Below are 22,238 nucleotides of genomic sequence, written 5' to 3' on the forward strand. Positions count from 1 at the left end.
GGCACCACCGTGCTGTGGGCGACGCATCTGGTCGAGGAGGCCGAGGCCGCCGACCGGGTCGTCGTGCTGCACAAGGGCCGGCTGCTGGCCGATGGCTCGCCGGACGAGGCCGGCGTGGCGGCGCGCGCGCAGGCGCTGGGCGTGGCCGCGCAGCCGCTGGGGCGCTTCCGGCTGGCACCGGCCGCCGCCGGGGCGAGGTCCGAGCAGGGCCTGGTGCTGGGCTACGGCGCCACGCCGGACGCGCTGATCGACGGCGCGGTCGAGCGGCTGGCGCAGGCCTTCCTCGGCGCTATAGTGCCGACAACATGGCGTTGAAAAGCTTGGCGATGATCAGAACGCAGGGGAGCCTGCTGTTTTTCCAGGTGATCCTGGCCATCCTGTTGAGCCTGTCCGGCATGACTGCGGTCCACGCCGGCGAGGCGACCGTGGCGGTGGCCGCCAACTTCACCGCACCGATGGCGCGCCTCGCGCCGGTGTTCGAGCAGGCCACCGGCCACCGGCTGGTGCTCACGCACGGCGCGGCGGGCAAGTTCTACGCGCAGATCCGCAACGGCGCGCCCTTCGACGTGCTGCTTTCCTCGGACGACGAGACGCCGGCCCGGCTGGAGCGGGAGGGCCTGGCGCCGCCGCAGACCCGCTTCACCTATGCGATCGGCCGCCTGGTGCTGTGGAGCACGCAGCCCGGGCGGGTCGATGCGCAGGGCGCGGTGCTGCGGCGCGGCGACTTCGCGCGCCTGGCCATCGCCAATCCGAAGGTGGCGCCCTACGGCGCGGCGGCGGTCGAGGTGATGGAGCGCCTGGGTGTGCGGGCGGCGCTGGCGCCGAAGATCGTCCAGGGCGACAGCATCACGCAGGCCTGGCAGTTCGTGGCCACCGGCAATGCCGAGCTGGGCTTCGTCGCGCTGTCGCAGGTCTGGAAGGACGGCCGGTTCGTGGCCGCAGGCTCCCAATGGCTGGTGCCGGCCACGCTGCACGCGCCGCTGCGCCAGGATGCGGTGCTGCTGCGCCGCGGCCAGGGCAATGCGGCGGCCGAGGCCCTGCTCGCCTATCTGAGGTCGGACGCCGCGCGCCGCATCATCCGCGCCTACGGCTATGAGTTCTGAGTCAGAGCATGCTGAGCGCTGACGATCTGCAGGCGCTGGGGCTGACGCTGCGCCTGGCCGCGATCGTGACCGGCCTGCTGCTGCTGCTCGGCACGCCGCTGGCCTGGTGGCTGGCGCGCACCCGCTCGGTCTGGAAGGGGCCGGTCGCCGCGCTGGTGGCGCTGCCGCTGGTGCTGCCGCCGACGGTGCTGGGCTTCTACCTGCTGCTGGCGATGGGGCCGGCCGGGCCGGTGGGGCAGTTCGTGCGCGAGCTGGGCCTCGGGCCGCTGCCCTTCACCTTCGAGGGGCTGGTGATCGCGTCGGTGTTCTACTCGCTGCCCTTCATGGTGCAGCCGCTGCAGAGCGCCTTCGAGGCGATCGGCGAGCGACCGCTGGAGGTGGCCGCGACGCTGCGGGCCTCGCCGCTGGATGCCTTCTTCACCGTGGTCGTGCCGCTGGCTGCGCCGGGCTTTCTGACCGCCTCGGTCCTGACCTTCGCGCACACGGTGGGCGAGTTCGGCGTGGTGCTGATGATCGGCGGCAACCTGCCGGGCGAGACCCGGGTGGTCTCGGTGCAGATCTACGACCATGTCGAGGCGATGGAATACGCGCAGGCGCACCGCCTGTCGGCGGCGATGGTGGCGTTCTCCTTCCTGGTGCTGCTGGCGATGCAGATCTGGCGCCCGGGCGCGAAGAGGAGGGCCTGACATGGCGCCGCCGATGATCGAGGCCCGCTTCCGGGTCGACTGGCCGGGCTTCTCGCTCGATGTGGACCTGCAGCTGCCCGGGCGCGGCGTGACGGTGCTGTTCGGCCACTCGGGTTCGGGCAAGACCACGCTGCTGCGCTGCGTGGCGGGGCTGGAGCGCGCGCCGCAGGGCCGGCTGGCGGTCGACGGCGAGGTCTGGCAGGACGGCCGGCACTGGCTGCCGGTGCACCGGCGCCCGATCGGCTATGTCTTCCAGGAGGCCAGCCTGTTCGATCACCTGAGCGTGCTGGGCAATCTGCGCTACGGCCTGAAGCGGCTCGGCGCCCCGGCCGATCCGGCGCGGCTGGAGCAGGCGGTCGCGCTGCTGGGCATCGGGCCGCTGCTCGAGCGTCGCCCGGAGCGGCTGTCGGGCGGCGAGCGCCAGCGCGTCGGCATCGCCCGGGCGCTGGCGCTGGGGCCGCGCCTGCTGCTGATGGACGAGCCGCTGTCGGCGCTGGACCACGCGCGCCGCCAGGAGATCCTGCCCTACCTGGAGCGGCTGCGCGAGGAACTCGACATCCCGGTGCTCTATGTCACCCATGCGCCGGACGAGGTGGCGCGGCTGGCCGACCATCTGGTCGCGCTCGAGGCCGGACGGGTACGGGCGCACGGGCCGCTGCAGGAGCTGCTGGTGCGGCTCGACCTGCCGCTGCGCCTGGGCGAGCAGGCCGGTGCGGTGCTCGACGCGACGATCGGCGAGGTCGACGCGCGCTGGCATCTGGCGCGCGCCGACTTCGACGGCGGCAGCCTCTGGGCCCGTGATCCCGGTCTGCCGCTCGGCCGGCGGGTGCGGGTGCGGGTGCTGGCCCGCGACGTCAGCCTGGCCGCGCAGCCGGGCGCCAGCAGCATCCAGAACCAGCTGCCCGGCGTGGTCGAGGCCGTGGGCGACGATGAGCATCCGGCGCTGGCGCTGGTGCAGGTCCGGGTGGGCGCGGCGCTGCTGCTGGCGCGGCTGACCCGGCGCTCGGCCGAGCAGCTCGGCGTGGCGCCGGGGCAGCGGCTGTGGGTGCAGGTCAAGTCGGTGGCGCTGCTGGAGACGCGCTGAGGCGTGGCTGGCGGGGCCGCCGCGCCCCTCAGCCGAAGGTCAGCAGCACCACCTGATCGCCGTCGAACACCGCCCAGGCGGCGTCGCCGGGCTGCAGGCCGGCGGCGACGTCCGGGTCCACCGCGGCGTGGATCGACTCGCCGCCGCCGAGGTCGAGGTCGAGGTCGAGCGTGACGGCGGTGCGGGTCGCGCCGGGGCGCAGCTGCGCGACGCGGCCGGCGAGCTGGTTGCGCCCCGGCGGCGGGCGCCGGGCCGGCCGCACGGCCAGCCGCACCGCCGGCGCCTTGACCAGTGCCCAGACCTCGCGGCCCGGCGCCAGGCCGAGCAGCTCGGCCGATTCCGGCGTGATCGTCGCCAGCAGCGTCGGGCCGCTGGCTGCCGCCTCCGCGTCGCCGAGCTGCAGCCGCACGTCGACCAGGCCGCCGCGCTCGCTCAGCGCCGTCACCCGGGTCGCGAACTGGTTGCGCGCGCTGGTGCGCATGCCCAGGCGGCGGATCAGCCCGCGCAGCGTCGGCGCGTCGACATCGTCCGGCACCGGGCCGATGCGGTCGAGAATGTCCTGCTGCGAGCTCTCCATCGCGCGGTGCAGCCGGACGAGCTGGCGCGCGTAGCCGGTCAGCCGCGTGCCGCCGCCGCCGCGCCCGCCGGTGAGGCGCTCGACCAGCGGCTCGGGCGCGAGCCGGTTCATCGTGTCCAGCGCCTCCCAGGCGGCCTTGTACGACAGCGGCACCTCGCGCGCGGCGCGGTTGAGCGAGCCGCAGCGGTCGATCGCCTCCAGCAGCCGGATGCGCGATTCGCTCAGCACCGCGCCCAGCGGCGTCTGCAGCGTCAGCCGGCCGGTCAGCGACGACGGGCCGGCGGGATCGGAGGGGTTCATGGGGCCGCAGTGTAGGAGGCGACATTCGCATCTGCATGCGAACAGGCGGCGTTTTCAGGTGCATGTCGGTCGGCAGCGGCGCGACCGATCGGTCAATCTGGCGGGTCCGTCCTCCCTTGTTCTCCGCTTTCTCCAGAGAGGGTCCGCCCATGACCTCCCGACGCCATCTCGTGCTGGGCAGCGCGCTGCTGCCCTGGATCGCCGCGCTGCCGGCGCGCGCGCAGGCCGCCCCGACGCGGCTGCTGCTGGGCTTTCCGCCCGGCGGCACCGTCGACCAGATCAGTCGCCATCTCTCGGCCCGGCTGGGCGAGGGCGTGCGCGTCGAGGCGCGGGTCGGCGGTGGTGGCCGCCATGCGGTCGAGGAGCTGATGAAGGCACCGGCCGACGGCTCGACGCTGCTGTTGACGCCGATGTCGATGGTGACGCTGTACCCGCATCTGTACCCGCAGCTCGGCTACGGCGCGGCCGATCCGGTGCCGGTGGCGGCGCTGGCCAGCCTGGGCTTCGCGCTCGGGGTCGGCCCGGCGGTGCCGGCGTCGGTGCGCACGCTGGCCGATCTGGTCGGCTGGGTGCGCGCGGGCGGCAGCTCGCTGCCCGGCTACGGCACGCCGGGGCCGGGCACGCCGCCGCATTTCATCGGCGCGCTGTTCGAGCGCGGCGCGCAGTGCACGCTGCCGCATGTCGCCTACCGCGGCGCCGCGCCGGCGATGCGCGACCTGCTCGGCGGCCAGCTGGCGGTCTACATCGGGCCGGAGGGCGATTTCCTGCCGCATCTGGCCGCCGGCGGGGGCGCGGTGCGGGTGCTGGCGGTGGCCGGCGAGCGGCGCTCGCGCTTCCTGCCGGAGGTGCCGACCTTCGCCGAGCAGGGGCACGGCGCGGCCGGGCTGGACCGGCGCGAGCTCTATGCGCTGTTCCTGCCGCGCCAGGCCCGGCCGGAGCTGGCGCAGCAGATCGCCGCCCGCGCCCGCGCGGTGCTGGCCGAGCCCGCCACCGCCGCGCTGCTGGCCGAGCCCGCCACCGCCGCGCTGCTGGCGCGCCTGGGCCTGCAGGAGGCCGCCGGCGGGCCGGCCGAGCTGGGCGAGGTGGTGCGGGTCGACCACGCCGCCTGGGGGCCGATCGTCAGCCGCGTCGGCTTCACGCCGGAGAGCTGAGGCCGAGCTTTCCATCTCTGGCATGCGATCGGTGGTGCCTGCGGCGCAAGCCGGGCGCCTCAAGCGCCCCCATATGTAACCAAGTTACATAAAACACGGAATAAGGGTTGCGACGGACAGGGTTCACACCGAGTTCGAGCTGAATCAACGCAAACGAACGCAAACGATGGCGCAAAACCGCAATCGGTTGCGCTCGGGTGAATTCGACCCTGAAATGGGGCATTCGAGGGCCTTGTGATCAGGGTTTTCACCAGTGTGGCGAGCATGTAAGGAAATTACATTGCTGCCGTGGCGTGACACGCCTCGCCTTCACCACCACGCGAATCAGACGGAGACAGTCCATGTCCAATTCCTTCAAGCAGATCGCGGCCGGCATCGCCCTGGCCTTCGGCTCGGTCGCCGGCGCGCATGCCGCGACGATCACCATTTCCTGCGGCTCGGTCGGCCAGGACTTCGAGTTCTGCAAGAAGACCACCGAGGACTGGGCGAAGAAGACCGGCAACACCGTCAAGCTGTTCACCCCGCCGCAGTCGACCACCGACATCCTGGCGCTGTTCCGCCAGATGTTCGCGGCCAAGAGCTCGGACCTGGACGTGATCAACGTCGACGTGGTGTGGCCGGGCATGATCAAGGACCACCTGATCGACCTGAAGCCCTACAGCAAGGGCGTCGAGAAGGAGCACTTCCCGTCGATCGTGGCCAACAACACCGCCGACGGCAAACTGATCGCGATGCCGTGGTTCACCGACGCCGGCCTGCTGTACTACCGCAAGGACCTGCTCGAGAAGCACGGCGAGAAGGCCCCGACCACCTGGGAAGAGCTGGCCGCCACCGCCAAGAAGATCCAGGACGCCGAGCGCAAGGCCGGTAACGCCGACATGCAGGGCTTCGTCTTCCAGGCCAAGGCCTACGAGGGCCTGACCTGCGACGCGGTGGAATGGCTGTGGAGCTACGGCGGCGGCAACGTCGTCGACGACAAGGGCAACATCACCGTCAACAACCCGAAGGCGGCCAAGGCGCTGAACACCGCCGCGTCGTGGATCGGCACCATCGCGCCGACCGGCGTGCTGAACTACGGCGAGGAAGACGCCCGCGGCGTGTTCCAGAGCGGCAACGCGGTCTTCATGCGCAACTGGCCCTACGCCTGGTCGCTGGGCAACGGCAAGGACAGCAAGATCGCCGGCAAGATCGGCGTCTCCGCACTGCCCAAGGGCGGCGCCGATGGCAAGAACGCCGCCACGCTGGGCGGCTGGCAGCTGGCGGTCAGCAAGTACTCGAAGAACCCGAAGGAGGCCGCCGACCTGGTCATGTACATGACCAGCAAGGAGATCCAGAAGGAGCGCGCGATCAAGGGTTCCTACAACCCGACCATCCCGGCGCTGTACCAGGACAAGGACGTGCTGGCCGCCGCGCCCTTCTTCGGCGACCTGTACAACGTCTTCACCAGCGCGGTGCCGCGTCCGGCCACCGCCACCGGCCTGAAGTACAACGAGGTCAGCGCCGCCTTCTGGAACGCCACCCACGACGTGCTCTCCGGCAAGGAGAAGGCCGAGACCAGCCTGGGCAAGCTCGAGGGCAAGCTCAAGCAGATCAAGCGCCGCGAGTGGTGATGGTGAGGCGCGCCTGACGCGCTTCCCGCCCGATTCTTTCCGCGCCTCTGCATGACCCGGCGCCGCAGGCCAGCGTGCCTGCGGCCGGGTCTGGCCGCGCCTTTGCCTTCCTCTTGCCATTCCGGTCGGATCATGTCCTCCAAGACCCGCACTGCCTGGCTGTTCCTCGCGCCGATGCTGGTGACGCTGCTGATCGTGGCAGCGTGGCCGCTGGGGCGCACCATCTGGTTCAGCTTCACCGACGCCAACCTCAACGACATGGGCGCCGCGCGCTTTGTCGGGCTGGAGAACTATTTCGGCGAATATGGCCTGTTCGCCAACCCGAACCACACCGAGGGCTTCTGGCTCAGCGACTGGGGCATCTCGATCCTGAACACGCTGCAGTTCTCGCTGGTGTCGGTGCTGCTGGAGACGATGTTCGGCCTGGGGGTGGCGCTGCTGCTCAACCAGGAGTTCAAGGGCCGTGCGCTGGTGCGCGCCGCGGTGCTGGTGCCCTGGGCGATCCCGACCATCGTGTCGGCCAAGATGTGGGGCTGGATGCTGCATGACCAGTTCGGCGTCATCAACGCGATCCTGCAGAGCTGGGGCCTGATCGACGCCAAGGTGGCCTGGACGGCCGATCCGCAATATGCGCTGTGGACCGTGGTGGTGGTCGATGTCTGGAAGACCACGCCCTTCATGGCGCTGCTGATCCTGGCGGCGCTGCAGACGCTGCCCAAGGACTGCTACGAGGCCGCGCATGTCGACGGCGTGCATCCGCTGCGGGTGTTCTGGTCGGTGACGCTGCCGCTGATCCGCCCGGCGCTGATGGTGGCGGTGATCTTCCGCCTGCTCGACGCGCTGCGGGTGTTCGACCTGATCTATGTGCTGACCTCGAACAACAACAGCACCATGAGCATGTCCGGCTTCGTGCGCCGCGAGATGGTCGACAACGGCTACATGGGCTACGGCTCGGCGGCGTCGACGGCGCTGTTCCTCATCATCGGTCTGGCCACGGTCGTCTACATGCGACTGGGTCGGATGAAGCTCTCGGAGGATGCGTGATGCAACGCTCTCCCGCCGCCACCGCGGCCCTCTACACGCTGGCGCTGCTGGTCACGCTGGTCTCGGTCTTCCCCTTCGTCTACGCGATCACCACTTCGCTGAAGACCGGCTCGGAGCTGTTCTCCACCTCGCTGTGGCCGGAGAACGGCAGCCTGGCCAACTACATCAGTCTCTTCACGGTGGCCGAGCAGCCCTTCGGGCGCCATGTCGTCAACTCGGTGGTGGTGTCGACGCTGGTGGTGGTGCTGTCGCTGTTCGTGGGCGTGACCGCGGCCTATGCGCTCGGGCGCATCAGCTTCAAGGGTCGCGGCCTGCTGCTGACCACCATCCTGGGCGTGTCGATGTTCCCGCAGGTCGCGGTGCTGGCGGGCATGTTCGAGATGATCCGCGCGCTGGGCCTGTACAACCGCTCGCTCGGTCTGGTGCTGCCCTACCTGATCTTCACGCTGCCTTTCACCGTCTGGGTGCTGACCACCTTCATGCGCCAGCTGCCCAAGGAGCTCGAGGAGGCCGCGATCATGGACGGCTGCAGCCCGTGGCGGATCATCAAGGATGTCTTCCTGCCGCTGCTGTGGCCGGCGCTGGTGTCCACCGGGCTGCTGGCCTTCATCGCGGCCTGGAACGAGTTCCTGTTCGCGCTGACCTTCGTCATCGACAACAACGAGCGCACCGTGCCGGTGTCGATCTCGCTGATCTCCGGCGCCAGCAAGTACGAGATCCCGTGGGGAAAGATCATGGCCGCCTCGGTGCTGGTCACGCTGCCCCTGATCGGTCTGGTGCTGGTGTTCCAGAAGAAGATCGTCTCCGGCCTGACGGCGGGCGCGGTCAAGGGTTGATGAACAGGCACACGAGGTCTTCCGCATGGCTCAGAACAGCAACTGGTGGCGCGGCGGCGTCATCTACCAGATCTACCCGCGCAGCTTCGCCGACAGCAACGGCGACGGCATCGGCGACCTGCCCGGCATCACCGCGCGGCTGGAGCATGTGGCGCGGCTCGGCGCCGACGGCATCTGGCTGTCGCCCTTCTTCAGGAGCCCGATGAAGGACTTCGGCTACGACGTCAGCGACTACTGCGATGTCGAGCCGATGTTCGGCACGCTCGACGACTTCCGCGCGCTGGTGGCGCGGGCCCATGCGCTGGGCCTGAAGGTCATGATCGACCAGGTGCTGTCGCACACCTCGGACCAGCATCCGTGGTTCGTCGAGAGCCGCGCCAGCCGCGACAACCCGAAGGCCGACTGGTATGTGTGGGCCGACGCCCAGGACGATGGCACGCCGCCGAACAACTGGCTCTCCATCTTCGGCGGCAGCGCCTGGCAGTGGGACACGCGCCGCTGCCAGTACTTCCTGCACAACTTCCTGAGCAGCCAGCCGGACCTGAACTTCCACAACCCGGCGGTGCAGGACGCGATCCTGGCGACCGTCAGGTTCTGGCTGGACCTGGGCGTCGACGGCTACCGGCTCGACACCGCCAACTTCTACTTCCACGACGCCGAGCTGCGCAGCAACCCGGGCCGCGGCGCACCCGACCCGAACAAGCCCGATCCGGCGGTCAACCCCTTCAACCCCTACGGCTGGCAGCGCCATCTCTACGACAAGAGCCGGCCCGAGAACCTGGTCTTCCTGCAGCGCCTGCGCGCGCTGCTCGACCAGTATCCCGACACCACGATGGTGGGCGAGATCGGCGACGACGACGGCCTGGCGCGGGTGGCCGAGTACACCGCCGGCGGCGACAAGCTGCACATGGCCTACTGCTTCGACCTGCTGGGCGAGCGCCATGACGCGCCCTTCGTGCACGGGGTGCTCGAGCGCTTCGGCCGCATCGTCGGCAGCGGCTGGCCGTGCTGGGCGCTGTCCAACCATGACGTGACCCGGGTGGCCACCCGCTGGGGCGGACCTGAGCCCGATCCGGCGCTGCTGCGCCTGGCGCTGGCGCTGCAGGCCAGCCTGCGCGGCAGCGTCTGCCTGTACCAGGGCGAGGAGCTGGGGCTGCCCGAGGCCGACGTGCCCTTCGAGGATCTGCAGGACCCGTACGGCATCACGATGTGGCCGCAGTACAAGGGCCGCGACGGCTGCCGCACGCCGATGCCGTGGTCGGCCGAGGCGCCCGACCTGGGCTTCGGCAGCGGCGCGGCGCGGCCGTGGCTGCCGCTGTCCGAGGCGCAGCGCGCGCTGGCGGTCGACCGCCAGGAGGCCGATCCGGGCTCGATGCTGCAGGCCGCGCGCCGGCTGCTGCACTGGCGCCGCACCCAGCCGGCGCTGGTGCACGGCGAGCTGATGCTGCTGCCGGTGCACGAACAGGTGCTGGCCTTCGTGCGCGAGCACCAGGGCGAGCGGGTGCTGTGCGCCTTCAACCTGAGCGCGCAGCCCGCCGAGCTGGCGCTGCCGGCTGGGCTGGCGCTGGCGCAGCAGCTCGACAGCGGCATCGGCGGCGCGCAGCCGGTCGGCGCCACGCTGCAGTTCGCGCCCTGGGGCGTGCTGCATGCCCGGCTGGCCTGAGCGCCAGGACTTCCCTTCTTTCCCGAGACCTTCCCGAGATCGAGATCGCCATGTCCCGCATCGACTTCCAGCAGATCAACAAGCGCTATGCGCCGAACCTGCCGCTGACCATTCACGACGCCACGCTGACGATCGGGCAGGGCGAGTTCTGCGTCTTCGTCGGCCCCTCGGGCTGCGGCAAGTCGACGCTGCTGCGCATGGTGGCCGGCCTGGAGGACATCAGCTCGGGCGATCTGTCGATCGGCGGCAAGCGTGTCAACGACCTGCCGCCGGCGCAGCGCGGCGTGGCGATGGTGTTCCAGAGTTATGCGCTCTATCCGCACATGACGGTGCGCGAGAACATGGCCTTCGGCCTGAAGGTGTTCGGCGCCGACAAGGCGGCGATCGAGCAGAAGGTGAAGAAGGCGGCCGACATCCTGCAGCTCACCCCGCTGCTCGACCGCCTGCCCAAGGCGCTGTCGGGCGGCCAGCGTCAGCGGGTGGCCATCGGCCGCGCGATCGTGAAGGAGCCGGACGTCTTCCTGTTCGACGAGCCGCTCTCGAACCTGGACGCGGCGCTGCGGGTGCAGACCCGGCTGGAGATCGCCAAGCTGCACCATGACATCGGCCGCGCCAGCATGATCTACGTGACGCACGACCAGGTCGAGGCGATGACGCTGGCCGACAAGATCGTGCTGCTGCGCGCCGGCGAGAAGGTGCAGACCGAGGGCAGCGTTGCGCAGTTCGGCACGCCGATGGATCTCTACCACCGCCCGCAGAACCTGTTCGTGGCCGAGTTCATCGGCAGCCCGAAGATGAACATCCTGCCGGGCCGGCTGATCGCCGCCGAGGCCACGCATGCGGTGGTCGACGTGCTGGGCGTGGCGGTCACGGTGGCGGTGGACGCGCGCCGTGCCAAGGCCGGCGAGGCGGTCTCGCTGGGCATCCGGCCCGAGCACCTGCTGCACGGCGAGGCCGAGGGCGCAGGTCTGCCGGTGCGGGTGCGTCACCTCGAGCGCCTGGGCGAATCGTCGATGCTCTACCTGGATCCGCAGGCGGCTGCCGCCTCCAGCGCGGCGGCGGCGCTGCCGCTGATGACGCTGCGCATCGAGGGTCACGCGATCCAGGGCGCCGGCCAGTCGATGCAGCTGCGCCTGCGCCCCGAGCAGTGCCATCTGTTCGATGCGGCCGGTCAGGCCTTCGCGCGGACCGTCGAGCTGCCGGCATGATCGCCGCGACGCGGCGTGGTGCCGTCGGCGCCTGGTGGCGCTCCGCCGTCGCCTACCAGATCTATCCGCGCAGCTTCTGCGACAGCGACGGTGACGGGATCGGCGATCTGCGCGGCATCACCTCGAAGCTCGACCACCTGCAGGATCTGGGCGTGCAGGTGGTGTGGCTGTCGCCGGTCTATGCCTCCCCGCAGGACGACAACGGCTATGACATCAGCGACTATCGCGCCATCGCGCCGGAGTACGGCACGCTGGCCGACTTCGACGAGATGCTGGCCGCGATGCATGCGCGCGGCATGCGGCTGGTGATGGACCTGGTCGTCAACCACAGCTCCGACGAGCATGTCTGGTTTCGCCAGGCCCGCTCCAGCCGCGACAACCCCTTTCACGACCACTACATCTGGCGAGACCCGAAACCCGACGGCGCGCCTCCGAACAACTGGGAAGCGGCCTTCAACGGCTCGGTCTGGGAGTGGAACGAGCCGACGGGCGAGTACTACCTGCACATGTTCAGCCGGCGCCAGCCGGACCTGAACTGGGAGAACCCGGCGCTGCGCCAGGAGGTCTGGGCGCTGATGCGCTTCTGGCTGGATCGTGGCGTCGACGGCTTCCGCATGGATGTCATCAACATGATCTCGAAGCCGTGGGAGGCGGATGGCCGTCTGCCCGACGCGCCGGTGGTGCGGCCGGGATTCCTGCAGCCCGGCTTCGCGATGAGCTGCAATGGTCCGCGCCTGATGGAATTCCTGCGCGAAATGCGCCGCGAGGTGCTCGATCACTACGACACGCTCACCGTCGGCGAGGCGCCGATGGCCACCGTGCGGCAGGGTCGCGAGATCACCGATCCCCGGACGGGAGCGCTCGACATGCTGTTCCAGTTCGAGCACATGGATCTCGACAGCATTCCCGGCGACCCGCGCGGCAAGTGGGCGCTCAAGCCCCTGCACCTGCCCGATCTCAAGCGCACGATGCAGCGCTGGCAGGACGCACTGCATGGCTGCGGCTGGAACAGCCTCTATCTGTCGAACCATGATCAGCCGCGTCCGGTCTCGCGCTTCGGCTGTGACGAGCCGGCTCATCGCGTGGGCTCGGCACGCATGCTGGCGATCTGGCTGCACGCCCACCAGGGCACGCCCTACATCTATCAGGGCGAGGAGATCGGCCTGCCCAACACGCCCTTCGCCTCGATCGAGGACTGTCGCGACATCGAGACGCTGAACATGCATCGCATCGCCATCGGCGAGCGTGGCGAGGATCCGGCCGAGGTGATGGCGGCGATCCGTGCCAAGGGGCGTGACAACGCACGCACGCCGATGCCGTGGAGCGGTACCGGCCCCCACGCCGGCTTCACCCGCGGCACGCCATGGATCGATCTCCATCCGCACTGGCGCGAGATCCATGTCGAGCGTGACCGTGCGGATCCCCACGGCGTGTTCGCGATGTATCGCCGGCTGATCGCGCTGCGCCGCGTCCATCCGGTGCTGGCCGAGGGGCGTTGCGAGGGCTGGGCGCTCGATCATTCCCGGCTGGCGATCCTCAGCCGCAGCCTCGGCGACGAACTCTGGCTGGTGGCGTGCAACTTCGGCGGCGACACCGAGACCTTCGACCTGCCCGAGGAGCTGGCGCTGCGTGCGGGCACCGGCTGGCGCTGGCTGGCCGAACCGATGGCGCTGAGCCATCCGGCGGGCGCGCCCGACGAGCATGCCCGCCTGCAGGGCGCGCGTCTCGCTCCCTGGGAGGGGCGGATGCTGCGGCTGCGCCGTGTTCCGTCTTCTTGAATCCGAGAATTTTTCCGCAGGAGGCCATGATGGCCCGATCCCCGATTTCTGTCTGGACTGCCCCCGATCCGCAGGCTGCCCGCCTGGTCGACGCGATGCGTCGGCGCCATGGCGCACAGGCCGGCTGGCCGGTCTTCGAGGCGAGGCTGAAGCAGCATGTCGCGACGCTGCGCGACGAGCTGCGCCCGCTGCACGGCGAGCGCGCCGACTTCGAGGACGGCGTGCTGCGCCTGCTCGAGACCGCCTGGGTCTCCTGGTGCGAGCGCCCGGCCGACCTGAAGGCGATGGATGCCGAGCGCGAGCAGGATCCGGCCTGGTTCCAGTCGCAGCGCATGCTCGGCGGCGTCGGCTATGTCGACCGCTTCGCCGGCGACTTCCGCGGCGTCGAGGCGCAGATCCCGTATTTCCAGGAGCTCGGCCTGAGCTACCTGCACCTGATGCCGCCCTATCTGTGCCCGCAGCCGCACAACGATGGCGGCTACGCGGTCAGCAGCTACCGCGAGACCCAGCCCGCGCTGGGCACGATGGCCGAGCTGCGCGCGCTGGCACAGCGCCTGCGCGAGGCCGGCATCTCGCTGGTGCTGGACTTCGTCTTCAACCACACCTCCGACGAGCACGCCTGGGCGCAGGCGGCGCGCGCGGGCGATCCGGTCTTCTCCGACTATTACTGGATCTTTCCCGACCGCACGCTGCCCGACCAGTACGAGCGCACGGTGCGCGAGATCTTTCCCGACGAGCATCCCGGCGCCTTCAGCCAGATCGAGGACGGGCGCTGGGTCTGGACCACCTTCCACAGCTACCAGTGGGATCTGAACTACAGCAACCCGGAGGTCTTCCGCGCGATGGCCGGCGAGATGCTGTTCATCGCCAACCTGGGCGTGGAGTTCCTGCGCATGGACGCGGTGGCCTTCGTCTGGAAGCGCCTGGGCACGCCCTGCGAGAGCCTGCCGGAGGCGCATCACCTGCTGCGCGCCTACAACGCGCTGGCGCGCATCGCCGCGCCGGCGCTGCTGTTCAAGTCCGAGGCGATCGTGCATCCGGACGAGGTGGTCTCCTACATCTCGCCCGCCGAGTGCCAGGTCTCGTACAACCCGCTGCAGATGGCGCTGCTGTGGAACACGCTGGCCACCCGCGAGGTCAACCTGCTGCAGCTGGCGCTGGCCGAGCGCCATCACCTGCCCGAGGGCACCGCCTGGGTGAACTATGTGCGCAGCCATGACGACATCGGCTGGACCTTCGCCGACGAGGATGCGGCGCGCTTCGGCATCGACGGATTCGACCACCGCCAGTTCCTGAACCGCTTCTACGTCGACCGCTTTCCCGGCAGCTTCGCGCGCGGCGTGCCCTTCCAGGACAACCCGGCCACCGGCGACTGCCGCATCTCCGGCACCTGCGCGGCGCTGTGCGGGCTGGAGCAGGGCGACCCGCACGCGGTCGCGCGCATCCTGCTGCTGCACGGGGTGGTGCTGTCGAGCGGCGGCATTCCGCTGATCTATCTCGGCGACGAGATCGGCCAGGGCAATGACGCCGGCTATGCCGACGATCCGGCCCGCGCCGGCGACAGCCGCTGGGTGCATCGGCCGATGCGCGATCCGCGCCGCCATGCCGAGCGGCTCGATCCGAGCACCGCGGCCGGGCGCATCCATGCCGGCCTGCGCCACCTGATCTCGCTGCGCCGCCATCTGCCGGCCTTTGCCGGCGGCCGGCTGCTGCCGTTCTGGAGCCGCCATCCGGCGGTGCTGGGCTACCGGCGCCCGGCGCCGCAGGGCGACGACGCCCGCGGCGGCGTGCTGGTGCTGGCCAACTTCAGCGAGCGCCCGGCCAGCGTGCTGCCCGAGGTGCTCTCGGCCCAGCCTGCGACAATGGTCGACCTGATCGGCCAGGCCGCCTTCGATCTGCGCGCCGGCCTGACGCTGGCGCCGTACCAGATGGTCTGGCTGGTCGCGAGCGGCGCCTGAGTTCCCGGTCTTCCGGAAGACGGGCCCGTTCCTTGCAAGCCTGTCCGGCATCCGGACGACATGCCTTCCATGACCGACTTCCGCATTCCCTCCTTCGATCCGGCCGATGTCGCCGACCCGGCCGCGCGCGCGCGCCTTGACGAGCTGACCCGCCAGGCGCGCGAGATCATCCTGGCGCGCCAGGATCCCGACACCGGCCTGCTGCCGGCCAGCACCGCGATCACGGTGCATGGCGACTACACCCATGCCTGGGTGCGCGACAACGTCTACAGCATCATGGCGATCTGGGCGCTGGCCCACGCCTGGCGCGCGCGCGACGCGGCGCAGGCGGCCGAGCTCGACGCACGGGTGATCCACCTGATGCGCGGCCTGCTCGCGGCGATGATGCGCCAGTCGGCCAAGGTCGAGCGCTTCAAGCACACCCAGCATCCGCTCGACGCGCTGCATGCCAAGTACTCGACCCGCAGCGGCGAGCCGGTGGTGGGCGATGCCGAATGGGGCCATTTGCAGCTTGACGCCACCGCGATCTTCCTGCTGATGCTGGTGCAGATGAGCGCCGGCGGCCTGCAGATCGTGCGCTCGCGCGACGAGCTGATGTTCGTGCAGAACCTGGTCTGGTATCTGGCGCACGCCTGGCGCACGCCCGACTACGGCATCTGGGAGCGCGGCAACAAGCGCAACGACGGCCGCGCCGAGATCAACGCCAGCTCCGTGGGCATGGCCAAGGCGGCGCTCGAGGTCGCCAGTGGCGCGCGGCTGCTGGAAGACGGCCCCGCCATCCATGTGCCGGCCGAGGCGATTGCGCATGCGCGCCACACGCTGGAGAACCTGCTGCCGCGCGAGTCCGAGTCCAAGGAGACCGACGCGGCGCTGCTGTCGATCATCGGCTTCCCGGCCTTCGCGGTGGGCGACGCCGCGCTGGTCGAGCGCACCCGCGCCACCATCGTCGGCCGGCTGCAGGGCCGCCACGGCTGCAAGCGTTTCCTGCGCGACGGCCACCAGACCGCGGTCGAGGACCACAGCCGGCTGCACTACGAGCCCGGCGAGCTGCAGCGCTTCGAGCACATCGAGTCGGAGTGGCCGCTGTTCTTCTGCTATCTGCTGCTCGATGCGCAGCTGCGTGGCGACGAGGCCGCCGCGCGCGACTACCGCCTGCGCCTGGAGGCGCTGATGGTCGAGCAGGGCGGCCAGCGCCTGCTGCCCGAGCTCTACATCGTGCCGGCCGAGGCGGTCGAGGCCGAGCGCGCCGCGCCGCAGAGCCAGGCGCGGGTGCCCAACGACAACGTGCCGCTGGTGTGGGCGCAGAGCCTCTATCTGGTCGGCGTGCTGCTGCAGGAGCGGCTGGTGGCGCCGCAGGTGCTGCTGCCGCGCGGCCGCCGCCCCGGCGTGCTGGCCGGGCGGGTGGTGCCGCCGGAGCCGGTGCGCATCCAGGTCGCGCTGCTGGCGGCCGACCGGCTGGTGCAGGCGCGCCTGGCCGCGCACGGCATCCGCAGCCAGACGCCGGCGGAGATCGCGCCGGTGCAGCTGCGCTATGCCGAGGATCTCGAGATCGCGCTGGCCAGCGTCGGCCGGGTCGATGCACTCGGCCTGAGCGGGCGCCCGCGCGGGCGGCTCGGCAGCCTGTCGACCAGCCAGGTCTTCCGTGCCGGGCATGAGGCTGGTGCGGCCGGTGCGGCCGGCGCGTCGTCATCGGCGGCCTCCGCGCTGATGCTCTTCCTGCCGTCCTTCTACGGACGCCAGGGCTTCTACCTGACGCTGGACAACCGGCTGCTGGTCGACGAGCTGCGCGCCGAGCTGGCGACGCTGCGCCGCCACTGGCAGGTGCGCGACCAGCAGGGCCAGCCGCTGCTGACGCTGCTGATCGGCGAGCCGATGCTGGAGGCGGACGGTGCGGATGCGCTGATCGGCTTCCTGCAGTCGCTGGGCGTCGGGATCGACGAGCCGGAGGTGCAGATCGGGCCGCTGGCCGAGCTGCTGCCGCGGGTGCGCTGCACCCCGCTCGACGGGCTGGAGTCGCTGGCCGCGTCGGCCCGCCCGGTGGCAGGCATCGGCAGCGGTGCCGCGCTCACGGTCGACCTGAACTGGGAGGAGGGCGCGACCCGGCCGCTGACGCCGGCGCGCGCTGCCGCGCTCGAGCACGAGGAGGACGCGCATGCGCTGCAGCGCCAGCTCGCGCGCAGCCGCAATCCCTACGAGCAGATCGAGATCCTGGGCCTGCTGGTGCGCCGCGGCGGTGCCCGCTGGGGCACCGAGCGCGGCCTGTCGGTCTGGCAGATGGTGCAGGCGCTCTACGAGCGCGCCTGCCGCGAGCGCCACTGGGGGCTGATCCGCCGCGCCGCCGCGGTGCTCGACGTGCACGACACCGCGCTGGAGGAGGCGGTCGCGCAGATCGTCGCGCGCCAGAAGCGCATCGTCGTCGGTCGCAGCTATGGCGACGGTGCGGTCATCGACCGGCCGCTGCCCAGCGCCGAGATCTTCGAGCGCATCCGCCGCTTCGGCGGCGACGATGCGCGCGCACGGGTGCTGCTGCAGGAGGTGGTGCTGCTGCTGGGCACGCTGATCAAGGCCGACGCGCCGCTGCTGCGCGGCACGCTGACCCTGCGCGCCTGGTACCTGATCCTGCTGATCACCGGCTGGCTGGCGCGCGAGCACGGCCTGACCCAGGCCGAGGGCTTCGACTTCCTGCTGTCGCTGAGCCCGCAGGCCATCCTGCGCCGGCTGCGCGAGGTGATCGCGCATGAGCAGGAGATGGGCCGCAACCTGCTGCGGCTGCAGTCGCTGCATGGCCGGGTCAGCCGCGACGGCGGCCCGCTGGCGCGGGTGCGCTTCCCGGCCTCGGCCGATCCGGTGCTGGACGATGCCTCCGGCGGCTGGCTGGCCTGGCGCGAGGTGCGCGGCGTGCTGACCCGCCTGCCCGAGGACTTTCACGCCCGGGTCTGGGAGGTGCTGCGCCATTTCCCCGGCCTGGTCATCGGCGATCAGCTCGACAGCCGCAACCGGCTCGACAGCCACCTGGCCCGTGCCGACATGACCGCCTCCGAGCGCGGCTTCGCGCTGCAGGTCGACGATCTGCTCAACAAGATCCATGCGCCGGAATACCGCCAGCTGACGATCGAGGCGCTGATCGCGGTCTCGGACATCGCGCGCGCCAACCCGGATCTGGCCGCCGACGGGCTGCTGGTGATGGACGTGCTGATCGGCATCGCGGTGCGGCTGGGCTGGGAGCAGTCGCTGCCCGCCCGCCCCGAGGCGGACGGCGAGGGCGACGACACGCCGCCGCTCGACTACAACGAGCACAAGGCCGCCGCCTGGCAGGGCTTCTACGCGCTGCCGCCGCATCGGGTGGCGACGCTGGTGATGGATGCGCTGGTCTTCCTGATGACGCCGGAGATGGCCGAGGCCGAGGCGGCCCAGACGCCCTAGACACCGGCCTGATCAGTCGACGCCGAAGCGCAGCGTGCGGCCTTCGGCGGCGCTGCGCATCGCGCAGTCCATCAGCGCCATGACCGCCAGCGCCTCGCGCGGCGGCACCGGATTGGGCGCCCGGCCGCGCAGCGCGTCGCGGATGCCGGCGTAGTAGGCGCGGTAGTCGCCGGCCGGGCGCGGGCGTTCGCTCAGGGCGCCGGTGGCGTCGGCCTGCAGCGCGGGGCGCGCATCCTCGCCCCAGCCGGGCGCGCCGGGCTTCATGCCGGCCTTGAGCTGGTCTTCCTGGATGTCCAGGCCGCTGCACAGCCAGCTGCCGCGGGTGCCGTGCGCCTCGAAGCGCGGCGCCTGCCAGGCCGCCAGCCGGGTCACATGCAGCGTCACCCGGCGCTGCGCGCCGTAGCCCAGCACCACCTGCGCCCAGTCGTCCACGCCCTGGCCGCCGTCGCGCAGCGAGGCGCTCTGCGCGCACACCGTCTCGGGCGGGCCGAAGAGCTGCAGCACCTGGTCGACCACATGCGGCCCCAGGTCATACCAAAGACCGGCGCCGGGGCCGGGCCGCTCGCGCCAGCGGTCGCGCGGCTCGGGCGAGAAGCGGTCGAAGCGCGAGACCAGCTCGCGCACCTCGCCCAGCGTGCCGCCGTCGATGGCCGCGCGCAGGCCGAGAAAGTCCCCGTCCCAGCGGCGGTTGTGGAAGACCGACAGCAGCGCCCCGCGTGCCTCGGCCAGCGTGACCAGATCCTGCGCCTCGGCCAGCGTCACGGTGAAGGGCTTGTCGATCACCACCGCCTTGCCCGCCAGCAGCGCCGCGCGCGCCAGCGGATGGTGGCTGTCGTTGGGCGTGGCGATCACCACCAGGTCGATGTCGGGCGCGGTCGCGGCCTTCAGGTAGTCCGGTTCGACCGCCAGATCGTCGCGCCAGTCACGCACCTTCCGCGCATCGGACGAGGCCACGCACACCAGCTCCAGCCCCTCGATCGCCTCGATCAGCGGCGCGTGGAAGGTGCGCCCGACATAGCCGAAGCCGATCAGCGCCACGCGGATCGCGGGCAGGGCGGGGCGGGACGGAAAGCTCATGAAACGCGCGCTCCAATGAAAAAAGGTGAGCTCTCGCGGGAGAGCTCACCCAAGAAAGGGTGGCAGCACTCTTTGCCACCCCCTCAGGACCACACAGACCGTGGACCCCGAAAGCGGTTGCCGGTCGGTGCAGGCGCCCCGCTGCATGCAGGGCGCCGCCGATGCCGACCTGATCAGAAGGCGTAGTTGACGCGGACGCGCAGGCCGATCTGCTTGTCCATGTTGGTGCCCTTGGCGTAGGAGACGGCCGGGGTGATCGTCGCGCCGGTCTCGAACAGCGGCAGGCTGTAGGCGGCGTAGACGATGTTGTCCTTGCTCGAGCCGTTCTTGTCCAGGATGTAGCCGACGCCGGCCGGACCGAAGGTGGCGTTGGCACCGAAGCTCTCGCCCTTGACGCCGCCGACCTTGCCGGAGGCGAAGCTCAGGTTCAGGCCGGCACCGGCCATCGTGGTGCCGACGGTCAGGCCCGCGCCGCTGACCTTCTGGCCGGCGGCGTTCTTGCCTTCTTCGGCACCCAGCTTGACCGAGAAGCCGCTCATGCCGAAGCTGACGACCGGGCGCACGCCGGTGTTCTTCTTGTCGGCCATGACGCCCAGCTCGAAGCCCAGGCCGCCGCCGACGTTCAGGTTCAGCGCAGCGTGAGCCGAGGAGGTGCGGCCACGGAAGTTGTTGGCGCGGAAGCCGGCGGCGGCGCCGCCGTCTTCCACGATCACGTCCTTGCCCAGCGGGAACAGGTCAGCGGCTTCGAAGCGGCCCAGCTTGATGTCGCCGGAGGCATTGCCGAACTGGACCCACATGTCGTCGACGGTGGTCGCGCCACCCTTGCCGGCCATGTAGCTGGCGCGGGCAGCGACGAAGCCGCCGCCCTTCTCGCTCTTCGAGGCGGCGTTCAGTTCGACGCGGCCGCTCTGGCTGGCGCCGCGGTTGGCGTTCTGGTAGGTGGTGTCGAGTTCGACGTTGGCATCGAAGCTCACGGCGGCGAAAGCCGGAGCGGCGAACAGGGCGGCGATGGCCAGGGCGGCTTGCGTCTTGCGGATCATGGGCTGACTCCTCTTTCGTTGCGGATTCGGTCGCTCGTTGCGGTGTTCGTTCGACCTTGGGGTGATGAACAGTAACGACGTTTAATCTGTGATTTACTTGAGGTTAACCCTCAGTTAACGTATTTTGTTGTTTTTGGGCGACTTGGTGGCTGTGTCGGATTGTCCCGGTTCAGCCGCGCGGCGTGACCCTGCGTGCGGGCCGCGAGACGGCGGGTTACAGACCTGACTCAGCGCTGATTCTGGTGAGAATCGGGCGCTCTGAGGCGAGTCGAAAACGTTTGCGTCTTGCCATCGCCCTGATTTAGGCGAAAACCTAGGGAAGATCCGTGTCGTGATTTCACGACGGTTTCATCGTCGCCTCGGGTTGGCCCCGAGCGTGAACGTGCCGGAAAGGAGCAGGCCCGCCGCCCCGGGATCCGGGGGGGGCGGGCCTGTGTCACGACAGCTGCTGCGCTGTCGGTGCCGTGCCTACTGCAGCGCCGGTCCGGCGGGCATGCGCAGGCCGCCGGTCGCGGTGCCGCGCGGCTCCAGGCTGAAGCGCAGATAGACCGAGCCCATGCCCTGGCTGTACTGCGGTGCGTGCTCGAAGCCGATGCGCGCGCCGACATCGAGCTGGCGGGTGATCTGGTATTCCAGCGCACCGCCGAGGTTCAGCGTCATGCCGCTGTCGCTGCGCGCGGCGTAGCGTGCGGTCGGTGTCTGGCCGGCGGCGACCAGGCTTTCCAGCCAGGACTGCAGCCCGGCCTCGGTCGGGAAGTAGGGTGCGGATTCCTCGCGGTAGGTCTGCAGACCGGCGGCGCCCTGCACGCCCCAGCTCAGGCGGCCGCTGCGGCCGGTCCAGTTCACCGGCACCGTCAGCGCGAGCAGGTGCTGCGGGCTGAAGTAGCCGCCGTGGCCGAGGGTGTAGCCGCTGAGGTTGCGCCGGTAGTGCTGGTAGCCGAGGTTCAGCCCGAGCTCGAGGCGGTCGTCCGGCGTGCTGCGTGCGCGCCAGTAGCCGCCGCCGCCGGCCTCCAGGCGGTTGTTGGAGGCCACGCCGCGGCCGGTGAGCGCCTGCGCGCCGCCGTAGCCGTACAGGCCGACATCGTCCTGCTCCCACGAGAGCTGCGAGCGCAGGCCGGTGGCGCGCACGCCGCCCCAGACCCGGCCGGTGCGTGCGTCGGTGCTGCCGGCGAAGGCCAGCAGGCTGTCGTTCAGCGCGCGGCGCGAGCCTTCGATCATCAGCCGCAGGCCGCCGCTGCCGATCGCGTCTTCCCAGCGCACGCCGCCAACTGCACCGCCCACCGCAAAGCCGACCGGCACCGTGCCGATGTCGGCGCTGATGCTGCGGGTCTCCAGGCCGACCGCCAGCGCGATGCCGGCGTCGCTCTGGTCGCCGGGCGTGGTGACGCCGGTCGGATCCAGCGCCAGCGTGCCGTGGCGGCGCCGGGTGCCGGTCTCGGCGCCGACCTCGCCCGCGCTGAGGAAGACCGGCGTGGCGCGCACCACCACCTGGCCGAGCTCGTCGATCGCGATGCGGCCTTCGGCCGGGGCCTGGAAGGTGTCGAGCCGGCCGAAGCCGCCTTCACCGTCGCGCGAGCGCAGCGCGCGACCGCGCCCCGGGTTGCCGCGCCAGCCCAGCCAGAAGCCGACCAGCTGCCACATCGCGTCCAGGCCCAGGCAGCCGGGCATCACCGGATCGCCCTCGAAATGGCAGCCGAAGA

At 70.7% G+C, this 22,238-nt stretch carries 16 protein-coding genes and 1 pseudogene; 13 read left to right on the forward strand and 4 right to left on the reverse strand.

All coding sequences use genetic code 11. The annotated features are described in order from the left end of the window. From HZU84_RS20760 to modC, 4 genes and pseudogenes are all read left to right on the forward strand, one after another. Positions 1-315 (forward strand): annotated as a pseudogene (locus HZU84_RS20760) (hypothetical protein); the annotation flags it as partial. 80 nt (positions 316-395) lie between these two features. Continuing rightward, positions 396-1,103, forward strand: coding sequence for a molybdate ABC transporter substrate-binding protein (gene modA / locus HZU84_RS18675; protein WP_244954299.1), 708 nt, complete (start codon positions 396-398; stop codon positions 1,101-1,103). 8 nt (positions 1,104-1,111) lie between these two features. After that, complete coding sequence (gene modB, locus HZU84_RS18680) at positions 1,112-1,789, forward strand: molybdate ABC transporter permease subunit (RefSeq protein WP_149504234.1); 678 nt, start codon at positions 1,112-1,114, stop codon at positions 1,787-1,789. Position 1,790: 1 nt separating this feature from the next. Further along, positions 1,791-2,873, forward strand: a complete 1,083-nt coding sequence (gene modC, locus HZU84_RS18685; RefSeq protein WP_149504233.1) for a molybdenum ABC transporter ATP-binding protein — start codon at positions 1,791-1,793, stop codon at positions 2,871-2,873. A gap of 28 nt (positions 2,874-2,901) precedes the next feature. On the opposite strand, the gene HZU84_RS18690 is transcribed toward modC, so the two are convergent. Beyond that, positions 2,902-3,750 carry a TOBE domain-containing protein gene (locus HZU84_RS18690; RefSeq protein WP_149504232.1) on the reverse strand — a complete coding sequence of 283 codons (849 nt, stop codon included), beginning with the start codon at positions 3,748-3,750 and terminating at the stop codon, positions 2,902-2,904. Between the two features lie 149 nt (positions 3,751-3,899). Here HZU84_RS18690 and HZU84_RS18695 point away from each other — a divergent pair, with 149 nt between their 5' ends. The 9 genes from HZU84_RS18695 (at position 3,900) to HZU84_RS18735 (ending at position 18,421) form a co-directional block, all read left to right on the forward strand. Continuing rightward, on the forward strand, positions 3,900-4,901 hold the full coding sequence (locus tag HZU84_RS18695) for a tripartite tricarboxylate transporter substrate-binding protein (RefSeq protein WP_180693070.1): 1,002 nt from the start codon (positions 3,900-3,902) through the stop codon (positions 4,899-4,901). Positions 4,902-5,242: 341 nt separating this feature from the next. Continuing rightward, positions 5,243-6,511, forward strand: coding sequence for an ABC transporter substrate-binding protein (locus tag HZU84_RS18700; RefSeq protein ID WP_149504230.1), 1,269 nt, complete (start codon positions 5,243-5,245; stop codon positions 6,509-6,511). 132 nt (positions 6,512-6,643) lie between these two features. Continuing rightward, positions 6,644-7,555 carry a carbohydrate ABC transporter permease gene (locus HZU84_RS18705; protein WP_149504229.1) on the forward strand — a complete coding sequence of 304 codons (912 nt, stop codon included), beginning with the start codon at positions 6,644-6,646 and terminating at the stop codon, positions 7,553-7,555. Next, positions 7,555-8,391, forward strand: a complete 837-nt coding sequence (locus HZU84_RS18710) for a carbohydrate ABC transporter permease (protein ID WP_149504228.1) — start codon at positions 7,555-7,557, stop codon at positions 8,389-8,391. Before HZU84_RS18705 ends, HZU84_RS18710 begins: the two co-directional genes overlap by 1 nt. Positions 8,392-8,416: 25 nt before the next feature. Then, positions 8,417-10,054 carry an alpha-glucosidase family protein gene (locus tag HZU84_RS18715; RefSeq protein ID WP_149504227.1) on the forward strand — a complete coding sequence of 546 codons (1,638 nt, stop codon included), beginning with the start codon at positions 8,417-8,419 and terminating at the stop codon, positions 10,052-10,054. Between the two features lie 50 nt (positions 10,055-10,104). Continuing rightward, a complete protein-coding gene (locus HZU84_RS18720; protein ID WP_149504226.1) occupies positions 10,105-11,262 on the forward strand; it encodes an ABC transporter ATP-binding protein in 1,158 nt (385 codons plus the stop codon). Further along, complete coding sequence (locus tag HZU84_RS18725) at positions 11,259-13,040, forward strand: alpha-glucosidase (RefSeq protein WP_149504225.1); 1,782 nt, start codon at positions 11,259-11,261, stop codon at positions 13,038-13,040. The genes HZU84_RS18720 and HZU84_RS18725 overlap by 4 nt, the downstream gene beginning before the upstream one ends. Before the next feature lie 29 nt (positions 13,041-13,069). Continuing rightward, the gene (locus HZU84_RS18730) at positions 13,070-14,998 is read left to right on the forward strand and encodes an amylosucrase (RefSeq protein ID WP_244954298.1); all 1,929 of its coding nucleotides are present in this window, start codon (positions 13,070-13,072) and stop codon (positions 14,996-14,998) included. A 60-nt stretch (positions 14,999-15,058) separates the two neighbouring features. Beyond that, entirely contained in the window at positions 15,059-18,421 is a 3,363-nt protein-coding gene (locus HZU84_RS18735; protein WP_219341010.1) for a glycoside hydrolase family 15 protein, read from the forward strand. A gap of 12 nt (positions 18,422-18,433) precedes the next feature. Here the strand turns inward: HZU84_RS18735 and HZU84_RS18740 are convergent, their stop codons facing one another. From HZU84_RS18740 to HZU84_RS18750, 3 genes are all read right to left on the reverse strand, one after another. Beyond that, positions 18,434-19,498, reverse strand: coding sequence for an oxidoreductase (locus HZU84_RS18740; protein ID WP_149504223.1), 1,065 nt, complete (start codon positions 19,496-19,498; stop codon positions 18,434-18,436). 173 nt (positions 19,499-19,671) lie between these two features. Beyond that, positions 19,672-20,538 carry a carbohydrate porin gene (locus HZU84_RS18745; RefSeq protein WP_149504222.1) on the reverse strand — a complete coding sequence of 289 codons (867 nt, stop codon included), beginning with the start codon at positions 20,536-20,538 and terminating at the stop codon, positions 19,672-19,674. Positions 20,539-21,006: 468 nt separating this feature from the next. Next, on the reverse strand, positions 21,007-22,238 hold a 1,232-nt coding region (locus HZU84_RS18750), incomplete at its 5' end, for a cellulose synthase subunit BcsC-related outer membrane protein (RefSeq protein ID WP_180693071.1).

Origin of the sequence: Sphaerotilus sulfidivorans, assembly GCF_013426975.1 — a bacterium.
Classification (GTDB): Bacteria; Pseudomonadota; Gammaproteobacteria; order Burkholderiales; family Burkholderiaceae_C; genus Sphaerotilus; species Sphaerotilus sulfidivorans.

Excerpts from the sequence above, each read along its gene's own strand:
- HZU84_RS18715 (WP_149504227.1), top strand. The coding sequence starts at position 8,417 with ATGGCTCAGAACAGCAACTGGTGGCGCGGCGGCGTCATCTACCAGATC.
- HZU84_RS18705 (WP_149504229.1), top strand. The coding sequence starts at position 6,644 with ATGTCCTCCAAGACCCGCACTGCCTGGCTGTTCCTCGCGCCGATGCTG.
- HZU84_RS18740 (WP_149504223.1), bottom strand. The coding sequence starts at position 19,498 with ATGAGCTTTCCGTCCCGCCCCGCCCTGCCCGCGATCCGCGTGGCGCTG.
- HZU84_RS18690 (WP_149504232.1), bottom strand. The coding sequence starts at position 3,750 with ATGAACCCCTCCGATCCCGCCGGCCCGTCGTCGCTGACCGGCCGGCTG.
- HZU84_RS18720 (WP_149504226.1), top strand. The coding sequence starts at position 10,105 with ATGTCCCGCATCGACTTCCAGCAGATCAACAAGCGCTATGCGCCGAAC.
- HZU84_RS18725 (WP_149504225.1), top strand. The coding sequence starts at position 11,259 with ATGATCGCCGCGACGCGGCGTGGTGCCGTCGGCGCCTGGTGGCGCTCC.
- HZU84_RS18730 (WP_244954298.1), top strand. The coding sequence starts at position 13,070 with ATGGCCCGATCCCCGATTTCTGTCTGGACTGCCCCCGATCCGCAGGCT.
- modB (WP_149504234.1), top strand. The coding sequence starts at position 1,112 with ATGCTGAGCGCTGACGATCTGCAGGCGCTGGGGCTGACGCTGCGCCTG.
- HZU84_RS18710 (WP_149504228.1), top strand. The coding sequence starts at position 7,555 with ATGCAACGCTCTCCCGCCGCCACCGCGGCCCTCTACACGCTGGCGCTG.
- modC (WP_149504233.1), top strand. The coding sequence starts at position 1,791 with ATGGCGCCGCCGATGATCGAGGCCCGCTTCCGGGTCGACTGGCCGGGC.
- HZU84_RS18695 (WP_180693070.1), top strand. The coding sequence starts at position 3,900 with ATGACCTCCCGACGCCATCTCGTGCTGGGCAGCGCGCTGCTGCCCTGG.
- HZU84_RS18735 (WP_219341010.1), top strand. The coding sequence starts at position 15,059 with ATGCCTTCCATGACCGACTTCCGCATTCCCTCCTTCGATCCGGCCGAT.
- HZU84_RS18700 (WP_149504230.1), top strand. The coding sequence starts at position 5,243 with ATGTCCAATTCCTTCAAGCAGATCGCGGCCGGCATCGCCCTGGCCTTC.
- modA (WP_244954299.1), top strand. The coding sequence starts at position 396 with ATGACTGCGGTCCACGCCGGCGAGGCGACCGTGGCGGTGGCCGCCAAC.
- HZU84_RS18745 (WP_149504222.1), bottom strand. The coding sequence starts at position 20,538 with ATGATCCGCAAGACGCAAGCCGCCCTGGCCATCGCCGCCCTGTTCGCC.